Source organism: Pseudomonas sp. DVZ6 (assembly GCF_024259445.1).
GTDB classification, from domain to species: domain Bacteria; phylum Pseudomonadota; class Gammaproteobacteria; order Pseudomonadales; family Pseudomonadaceae; genus Aquipseudomonas; species Aquipseudomonas peradeniyensis.
In genome coordinates, this window is record NZ_JANCLM010000043.1 from 42,516 (window position 1) to 52,478 (window position 9,963).

The window sequence follows — 9,963 nt, forward strand, 5'->3', positions numbered from 1 at the left end:
AGGCACTTGCGTTCCTTCATGGTTAACTCTGAGTCCTTTTCCAACCCCGCATAAGGATTTCCGCCATGGCTCAAGTGACTCTCAAAGGCAACCCGGTTCAGGTCAGCGGTGAACTGCCGAAGCAAGGCGCCGCGGCACCTGCCTTCTCCCTGGTCGCTGGCGACCTGTCGAACAAGTCGCTGGCCGACTTCGCCGGCAAGCGCAAGGTGCTGAACATCTTCCCGAGCGTCGACACCCCGACCTGCGCTACCTCGGTGCGTACCTTCAACAAGAAGGCAGGTGATCTGGCCAACACCGTGGTGCTGTGCATCTCCGCCGACCTGCCGTTCGCCCAGGCGCGCTTCTGCGGCGCCGAAGGCCTGGAGAACGTGAAGAACCTGTCGACCCTGCGTGGCCGCGAGTTCCTGGAAAACTACGGTGTGGCCATTGCCGACGGCCCGCTGGCCGGGCTGGCCGCCCGCGCCGTGGTGGTGCTGGACGAAAACGACAAGGTGCTGCACAGCGAGCTGGTGGGCGAAATCGCCGACGAGCCGAACTACGAGGCGGCGCTGGCTGTCCTGAAGTAAGTGACGCTGGGGCCGCCTTGCGGCCCTTTCGCGGCACAAGGCCGCTCCTACAGAAAACGCTGATTCCTGTAGGAGCGGCCTTGTGCCGCGAAAGGGGCGAAGCCCCCCCAGGGGTTACACCCTGTAACGGCCTGGACCCTGTTCCAGGCCGTTTTCATTTAAAGTTCACCCCTTTGCCAACGTCAGCCGAAGGTAAAGCACTGGTAAAGCCCCTTTGCTAAAGCGATGCCAGTGCTTATCGTTCACGCTCTCCACGCCGTCTTTCTCTGAACAAGGTTCGTTCGACCCATGCAAGCCTCCAATTCCCGTTCCCCTCGTCGCTGGCTGTTCGGCCTGCTGATCCTGCTGCTGGTGGCCCTGCTGGCCTGGTGGCTGTGGCCCGCAGCGACCGTCCACAAGGAGGACGCCGGGCACCGACCGGGCAAGGGCGGGCGACCGGGCTTCGGTGCCTCCACCGAGGCGGTGCCGGTACGGGTCGAACCCGTGCGTGTCGGGGACTTCCCGCTGTACTACAAGGCCCTCGGCACCGTCACCGCGACCAACACGGTCAACGTGCGCAGCCGGGTCGCCGGCGAGCTGGTCAAGGTCCACTTCAAGGAAGGTCAGCAGGTCAAGGCAGGCGACCTGCTCGCCGAGATCGACCCACGTTCCTATCGCATCGCCCTGCAGCAGGCCGAAGGCACCCTGGCGCAGAACCAGGCGCAGCTGAAGAACGCCCAGGTCGACCTGGCTCGCTATAAAGGCCTGTACGCCGAGGACAGCATCGCCAAGCAGACCCTCGACACCGCCGAAGCCCAGGTCGGTCAGTTCCAGGGACTGGTCAAGACCAATCAGGCCCAGGTCAACGACGCTCGCCTTAACCTCGAATTCACCCAGATCCGCGCACCGATCAACGGCCGCGTGGGCCTGCGCCAGCTGGACCTGGGCAACCTGGTGGCGGCCAACGACACCACGGCGCTGGTGGTCATCACCCAGACCCAGCCGATCAGCGTCGCCTTCACCCTGCCGGAAACCCAGCTCGACACCGTCCTGGCCCGCTACCGCAGCGGCGCCAGCCTGCCGGTCGAGGCCTGGGACCGGGGCGATCAGAAGCTGCAGTCCACCGGCGTGCTGGGCAGCCTCGACAACCAGATCGACGTCGCCACCGGCACCCTGAAGTTCAAGGGCACCTTCCAGAACACCGACCATGCGCTGTTCCCCAACCAGTTCGTCAACGTGCGCCTGCTGGCCGACACCCTCAAGCAGGTGGTGATGGCACCGGCCGCGGCGATCCAGTTCGGCAACGACGGCACCTTCGCCTACGTGGTCAACGCCGAGAACACCATCAATGTGCGCAAGCTCAAGGTCGGTGCCAGCGATGGCGAGAACACGGTGATCGTCGAGGGCCTGGCCGCCGGCGAGCGCCTGGTGCTGGAAGGCACCGACCGCCTGCGCGAAGGCACCAAGGTCGATGTGGTCGAGGATAGCTCGCAAGTGCCGACCACCCCTGGCCAGCACCTGCAGGGGCAGGGCGCCAAGGGCTCGGCCCAGGCCGCTGAACCAGGCACCAAGGCGGGCGCATGAACCTTTCGCGCCTGTTCATCCTGCGGCCGGTCGCCACCACGCTGAGCATGCTGGCCATCGTCCTGGCCGGCCTGATCGCCTACAGGCTGCTGCCGGTGGCGGCCTTGCCCCAGGTCGACTACCCGACCATCCGCGTCATGACCCTGTACCCCGGCGCCAGCCCGCAGGTGATGACCAGTGCCGTCACCGCGCCGCTGGAACGCCAGTTCGGGCAGATGCCGGGCCTGGAGCAGATGGCCTCGACCAGCTCCGGCGGCGCCTCGGTACTGACCCTGCGCTTCAACCTCGACATGAACATGGATGTCGCCGAGCAGCAGGTGCAGGCCGCGATCAACGCCGCCAGCAACCTGCTGCCCAGCGACCTGCCGGCGCCGCCGGTGTACAACAAGGTCAACCCGGCCGACACCCCGGTGCTGACCCTGGCCATTTCCTCGAAGACCATGCCGCTGCCCAAGCTCAACGACCTGGTCGACACCCGCGTGGCGCAGAAGATCGCCCAGATCAGCGGCGTCGGCATGGTCAGCATCGCCGGCGGCCAGCGCCAGGCCGTGCGGATCAAGGTCAACGTCGACGCCCTGGCCGCCAACGGCCTGAACCTGGACGACGTGCGTACCTTGATCGGCGCCTCCAACGTCAACCAGCCCAAGGGCAACTTCGACGGCCCGACCCGGGTGTCGATGCTCGACGCCAACGACCAGCTGCGCTCGCCCGAGGAATACGCCAACCTCATCCTCAAGTACAGCAATGGCGCGCCGCTGCGCCTGAAGGACGTCGCCGAGATCGTCGACGGCGCCGAGAACGAACGGCTGGCCGCCTGGGCCAACCAGAACGAGGCGGTGCTGCTGAACATCCAGCGCCAGCCCGGCGCCAACGTCATCGAGGTGGTCGACCGGATCAAGGAACTGCTGCCGTCGATCACCGACAACCTGCCGGCGGGCCTGGATGTCAGCGTGCTTACCGACCGCACCCAGACCATCCGCGCCGCCGTGCGCGATGTGCAGCACGAGTTGCTGTTCGCCATCGCCCTGGTGGTGATGGTCACCTTCGTCTTCCTGCGCCGCTTCAGCGCCACCATCATCCCCTCCATCGCCGTGCCGCTGTCACTGATCGGCACCTTCGGGGTGATGTACCTGGCGGGTTTTTCGGTCAACAACCTCACCTTGATGGCCCTGACCATCGCCACCGGTTTCGTGGTGGACGATGCCATCGTCATGCTGGAGAACATCTCCCGGCACATCGAGGAGGGCGAAACACCCATGCAGGCCGCGCTCAAGGGCGCCAAGCAGATTGGTTTCACCTTGATCTCGCTGACTTTCTCGCTGATCGCCGTGCTGATTCCGCTGCTGTTCATGGCCGATGTGGTCGGGCGGCTGTTCCGCGAGTTCGCCATCACCCTGGCGGTGGCCATCCTGATTTCCCTGGTGGTGTCGCTGACCTTGACGCCGATGATGTGCGCGCGCCTGCTCAAGCGTGAACCCAAGGAAGAGGAGCAAGGCCGCTTCTACCGCGCCAGCGGTGCCTGGATCGACTGGCTGATCAAGCACTACGGCACCACCCTGACCTGGGTGCTCGAGCGCCAGCCGCTGACCCTGCTGGTGGCCGTGGCCACCCTGGCATTGACCGTGGTGCTGTACCTGATGGTGCCCAAGGGCTTCTTCCCGGCCCAGGACACCGGGGTCATCCAGGGCATCTCCGAGGCGCCGCAATCGACCTCGTTCGCCGCCATGAGCGAGCGCCAGCAATCCCTGGCCAAGGTGATCCTGCAGGACCCGGCGGTACAGAGCCTGTCCTCGTATATAGGCGTGGACGGCGATAACGCCACCCTCAACAGCGGCCGCCTGCTGATCAACCTCAAGCCTCACGGCGAGCGCGACGTCACCGCCGCCGAGGTGATCAACCGCCTGCAGCCGCAGCTCGACAGGCTGGTCGGCATCCGCCTGTTCATGCAGCCGGTGCAGGACCTGAGCATCGAGGACCGGGTCAGCCGCACCCAGTACCAGTTCAGCCTGAGCTCGCCGGATGCCGACATGCTCGCCGAATGGAGCGGCAAGCTGGTGCAGGCGCTCAAGGACCGTCCCGAACTGCAGGACGTGGCCAGCGACCTGCAGGATCAGGGCCTGCAGGTATTCCTGGTGATCGACCGCGATATGGCCAGTCGCCTGGGGATTACCGTGGCGCAGATCACCAACGCGCTGTATGACGCCTTCGGCCAGCGGCAGATCTCGACCATCTACACCCAGGCCAGCCAGTACCGCGTGGTGCTGCAGTCGCAGACCGCGGCCAGCCTCGGCCCGCAGGCCCTGGAATCGATCCACGTCAAGGCCACCGACGGCGGTCAGGTGCGGCTGTCGGCCCTGGCGCGCATCGAGCAGCGCCAGGCCCAGCTGGCGATCTCGCACATCGGCCAGTTCCCGGCGGTGATGATGTCGTTCAACCTGGCTCATGGCGCGTCCCTGGGCGAGGCGGTCAAGGTGATCGAGCAGGTGCAGCAGGACATCGGCATGCCGATCGGTGTACAGACCCGCTTCCAGGGCGCCGCCGAGGCGTTCCAGGCCTCGCTGTCGAGCACCTTGCTGCTGATCCTGGCCGCGGTGGTGACCATGTACATCGTGCTGGGCGTGCTCTACGAGAGCTACATCCACCCGGTGACCATCCTCTCCACATTGCCGTCTGCGGCGGTGGGGGCCTTGCTGGCGTTGCTGCTGAGCGGCAACGACCTGGGCATGATTGCCATCATCGGCATCATCCTGCTGATCGGCATCGTCAAGAAGAACGCGATCATGATGATCGACTTCGCCCTGGAGGCCGAGCGCCACCAGGGCATGAGCCCACGTGACGCGATCTACCAGGCGGCGCTGCTGCGCTTCCGGCCGATCCTGATGACCACCCTGGCCGCGCTGTTCGGCGCCATGCCGCTGATGCTCGCCACCGGCTCCGGCGCCGAGCTGCGCCAGCCGCTGGGCCTGGTGATGGTCGGCGGCTTGTTGGTCAGCCAGGTGCTGACGCTGTTCACCACGCCGGTCATCTACCTGTACTTCGACCGCCTGGCGCGCCGCTGGCGCCCGGCTGACGATGCGCGGCAGGCCGAAGCATGAACCTGTCCGGACCCTTTATCCGCCGGCCGGTAGCCACCATGCTGCTGAGCCTGGCGATCATGCTGCTGGGCGGGGTGAGCTTCGGCCTGCTGCCGGTGTCGCCGCTGCCGCAGATGGACTTCCCGGTGATCGTGGTGCAGGCCAGCCTGCCCGGCGCCAGCCCGGAGGTCATGGCCTCCACCGTGGCCACGCCGCTGGAGCGCAAGCTCGGTGCCATCGCCGGCGTCACCACCCTGACCAGCAGTTCCAACCAGGGCTCGACCCGGGTGATCATCGGCTTCGAGCTGGGCCGCGATATCGACGGCGCGGCGCGCGAGGTGCAGGCGGCGATCAACGCCACCCGCAACCTGCTGCCCAGCGGCATGCGCAGCATGCCCACCTACAAGAAGATCAACCCGTCCCAGGCGCCGATCATGGTGCTGTCGCTGACCTCGGACGTGCTGTCCAAGGGCAAGCTCTACGACCTGGCCGACACCATCCTGTCCCAGAGCCTGGCGCAGGTCAGCGGGGTAGGGGAGGTGCAGATCGGCGGCAGCTCGCTGCCGGCGGTGCGCATCGAGCTGGAACCGCAGTTGCTCAACCAGTACGGCCTGTCCCTGGACGACGTGCGCAATGCGGTGGCCAACGCCAACCAGCGCCGGCCCATGGGCTTCGTCGAAGACCATGAGCGCAACTGGCAGGTGCGCGCCAACGACCAGCTGGAGACCGCCGAGGACTACAAGCCGCTGGTGATCCGCCAGCAGAACGGCGCGATCCTGCGCCTGTCCGACGTGGCCAAGGTCAGCGATGGCGTGGAGAACCGCTACAACAGCGGTTTCTTCAACGACGAGAGCGCGGTGCTGCTGGTGGTCAACCGCCAGACCAACGCCAACATCATCCAGACCGTCGAGCAGATCAAGGCCGAGCTGCCGGCCTTGCAGTCGCTGCTGCCGGCCAGCGTCAAGCTCAACGTGGCCATGGACCGCTCGCCGGTGATCAAGGCCACCCTGAAGGAGGCCGAGCACACCCTGCTGATCGCCGTGGTGCTGGTGATCCTGGTGGTCTATCTGTTTCTCGGCAACCTGCGCGCCTCGCTGATCCCGAGCCTGGCGGTGCCGGTGTCGCTGGTGGGCACCTTCGCGGTCATGTACCTGTGCGGGTTCTCGCTGAACAACCTGTCGCTGATGGCGCTGATTCTCGCCACCGGCCTGGTGGTGGACGACGCCATCGTGGTGCTGGAGAACATCTCGCGGCATATCGAGAACGGCGAGAACCCCATGCGCGCCGCCTACAAGGGCGCGCAGGAGGTGGGCTTCACCCTGCTGTCGATGAACGTCTCGCTGGTGGCGGTGTTCGTCTCGATCCTGTTCATGGGCGGTATCGTGCGCGGGCTGTTCAAGGAGTTCTCGATCACCCTGGCCGCGGCGATCATCGTCTCGCTGGTGGTGTCGCTGACGCTGACGCCGATGCTCTGCTCGCGCTGGCTCAAGGTCCACGGCCCGCAGCAGCAGACCCGCCTGCAACGCTGGAGCGACCGCATCCACCAGCGCATGGTCGCCGGCTACGACAAGAGCCTGGGCTGGGCGCTGCGCCACAAGCGCCTGACCCTGTTCAGCCTGCTGGCCACCATCGGGCTGAACATCGCCCTGTACGTGGTGGTGCCCAAGACCCTGATGCCGCAGCAGGACACCGGCCAGCTGCAAGGTTTCATCCGTGGCGACGACGGCCTGTCGTTCACCGTGATGCAGCCGAAGATGGAAATCTACCGCCGCGCCCTGCTCAAGGACCCGGCGGTGGAAAGCGTCGCTGGTTTCATCGGCGGCAACAGCGGCACCAACAACGCCTTCGTGCTGGTGCGCCTCAAACCGATCGCCGAGCGCAAGGAGAACGCGCAGAAGGTGATCGACCGCCTGCGCAAGGACCTGCCGAAGATCCCCGGCGGGCGTCTGTACCTGATGGCCGACCAGGACCTGCAACTGGGCGGTGGCGGTCGCGACCAGAGCACCTCACAGTACCTCTACACCCTGCAGAGCGGCGACCTGGCAGCCCTGCGCGAGTGGTTCCCGAAGGTGGCCGCCGAGCTGCGCAAGCTGCCCGAGCTGACCGCCATCGACGCCCACGACGGCGCCGGCACCCAGCAGGTGACCCTGGTGGTCGACCGTGACCAGGCCAAGCGCCTGGGCATCGACATGGACATGGTCACCGCGGTGCTGAACAACGCCTACAGCCAGCGGCAGATCTCGACCATCTATGACAGCCTCAACCAGTACCAGGTGGTGCTGGAGATCAACCCGAAATACGCCTGGGACCCGAGCACCCTGGAGCAGGTGCAGGTGATCACTGCCGACGGCGCCCGGGTGCCGCTGTCCACCTTCGCCCGCTACCAGAACAGCCTGGCCAACGACCGCGTCAGCCACGAAGGGCAGTTCGCCTCCGAGGACATCTCGTTCGACGTCGCCGAAGGCTACAGCCCCGACCAGGCCATGGCCGCGCTGGAACGCGCGGTGGCCAAGCTCGGCCTGCCCGAGTCGGTGATCGCCAAGCTCGGCGGCGACGCCGACGCCTTCACCAAGACCACCGAAGGCCAGCCGCTGATGATCCTCGGCGCCCTGGTGCTGGTGTACCTGGTGCTGGGCATCCTCTACGAGAGCTACATCCACCCGCTGACGATCCTCTCCACGCTGCCCTCGGCCGGTGTCGGCGCCTTGCTGGCGCTGTACCTGACCGGTGGCGAGTTCAGCCTGATCTCGTTGCTCGGGCTGTTCCTGCTGATCGGCGTGGTGAAGAAGAACGCCATCTTGATGATCGACCTGGCGCTGCAGTTGGAGCGCCACGACGGCCTGTCGCCGGAGGAGTCGATCCGCCGCGCCTGCCTGCTGCGCCTGCGGCCGATCCTGATGACCACCCTGGCCGCGATCCTCGGCGCGCTGCCGCTGCTGCTCAGCCGCGCCGAGGGCGCCGAGATGCGCCAGCCGCTGGGCCTGACCATCATCGGCGGCCTGGTGTTCAGCCAGATTCTCACCCTCTACACCACGCCCGTGGTCTACCTGTACCTCGATCGCCTGCGCCACCGGTTCAACCGTTGGCGCGGCGTGCGCACCGACGCTGCCCTGGATACCCCGCTATGAACTTTGCCCACACCCGAATCCATCGTGCCCTCAAGCGGCTGACCCACGGGCGCGGTTCGCGCCTGGTCAGCGCCGGGTTGTGCGTGGCCATGCTCAGCGCCTGTACCCTGAGCCCGGACTACCACCGCCCCGAGGTCAGCACCCCGGCGCAGTTCAAGCAGGCCGACGGCTGGACCCAGGCCAACCCGTCCGACGCCATCGCCCGCGGGGCGTGGTGGGAGATCTATGGCGACAAGCAGCTCGACGCCCTGGTGGAGGAGCTCAACCGCAGTAACCAGACGGTGGCGCAGTACGAGGCGCAGTACCGCCAGGCCCAGGCGCTGGTGCGCAGCAGTCGTGCCTCGCTGTTCCCTTCGCTGAACCTGACCACCAGCAAGAATCGTTCAGCCCAGGGCACCGGCAGTTCCAGCTCCAGCCTGTCGAACAACAGCAGCGGCATCCGCGACACCTACAACGCCCAGCTCGGGGTGAGCTGGGAGATCGACCTGTGGGGCAAGTTGCGTGAAACCATGAACGCCAACGAGTCCAGCGCCGAGGCCAGCCTGGCCGACATGGCGGCCATCCGCCTGAGCCAGCAGTCGGAGCTGGTGCAGAACTACCTGCAGCTGCGGGTGATCGACGCGCAGAAGCGCCTGCTTGAAGCCACGGTCGCAACTTATGAGCGGTCGTTGAAGATGAACGAGAACCAGTACCGCGCCGGGGTTGCCGGGCCGGATGCCGTGGCCCAGGCGCGTACCCAGCTCAAGAGCACCCAGGCCGACCTGATCGACCTGGCCTGGCAGCGGGCGCAGTACGAGAACGCCATCGCCGTGTTGATGGGCAAGGCGCCGGCTGATTTTGCCCTGGCGGCGAGCAACGATATTCCGGCGTTGCCGCAGGTGCCGCTGTCGCTGCCGTCGCAGCTGCTCGAGCGGCGTCCCGACATTGCCTCGGCCGAGCGCAAGGTGATGGCGGCCAACTCGAACATCGGCGTATCGCGGGCGGCGTATTTCCCGGATCTGTCGCTGAGCATGAACGGGGGGTACTCCAGCAGCAGCTTCAACAACTGGATCGAGTTGCCCAACCGTTACTGGTCGGTCGGGCCGCAACTGGCGCTGACGCTGTTTGACGCCGGCAAGCGCAGTGCCGAGGTCGACCGGACGGTGGCGGTGTACGACCAGACCGTGGCGCAGTATCGGCAGACGGTGCTCGACGGGTTCAAGGAGGTCGAGAACTACCTGGTGCAGCTCAAGGTGTACGGGGACGAGGCGGTGGTGCGGCAGGAAGCGCTGGACGCGGCGCGGGAGTCGTTGCGGTTGACCGAGAATCAGTACAAGGCGGGGTTGATCGGGTATCTGGATGTGGTCAATGTGCAGACGACGGCGCTCAGCAACGAGCGGAGTGTGTTGACGTTGTTGCAGGGGCGGTTGGTGGCGAGTGTGCAGTTGATTGCGGCGCTTGGGGGAGGGTGGGATGTTGGGCGGGATTTGGTAGTGGAGTAGAGTTGGGTTTTTGGTTGTTTGGTTATTTGGTTGTTTTGGAAGTTGTATGCGCATTCATTTGTGATGTCGACGCTTATTCACCTTTCCGCCCTTACGGCGGGTTACTTTGGTCTTAACTCGCCGTCCGCGGCCAAAGTAACCAAAGCCGCCT

The 9,963-nt window shown here is 65.9% G+C and carries 5 protein-coding genes; all 5 read left to right on the top strand.

What is annotated here, in order from left to right; genetic code table 11:
* The first annotated feature begins 65 nt into the window (after positions 1 to 65).
* Entirely contained in the window at positions 66 to 566 is a 501-nt protein-coding gene (gene tpx, locus NMG10_RS21915; protein WP_203646916.1) for a thiol peroxidase, read from the top strand.
* Between the two features lie 288 nt (positions 567 to 854).
* Positions 855 to 2,129 (top strand): MdtA/MuxA family multidrug efflux RND transporter periplasmic adaptor subunit, encoded by a 1,275-nt coding sequence (locus tag NMG10_RS21920; protein WP_254465126.1) that lies wholly within the window; start codon positions 855 to 857, stop codon positions 2,127 to 2,129.
* The gene (locus NMG10_RS21925) at positions 2,126 to 5,224 is read left to right on the top strand and encodes an MdtB/MuxB family multidrug efflux RND transporter permease subunit (RefSeq protein ID WP_203646914.1); all 3,099 of its coding nucleotides are present in this window, start codon (positions 2,126 to 2,128) and stop codon (positions 5,222 to 5,224) included. The genes NMG10_RS21920 and NMG10_RS21925 overlap by 4 nt, the downstream gene beginning before the upstream one ends.
* Entirely contained in the window at positions 5,221 to 8,331 is a 3,111-nt protein-coding gene (locus NMG10_RS21930) for a multidrug efflux RND transporter permease subunit (protein ID WP_254465127.1), read from the top strand. Before NMG10_RS21925 ends, NMG10_RS21930 begins: the two co-directional genes overlap by 4 nt.
* Positions 8,328 to 9,812, top strand: coding sequence for an efflux transporter outer membrane subunit (locus tag NMG10_RS21935; RefSeq protein ID WP_254465128.1), 1,485 nt, complete (start codon positions 8,328 to 8,330; stop codon positions 9,810 to 9,812). The genes NMG10_RS21930 and NMG10_RS21935 overlap by 4 nt, the downstream gene beginning before the upstream one ends.
* Positions 9,813 to 9,963 lie beyond the last annotated feature (151 nt).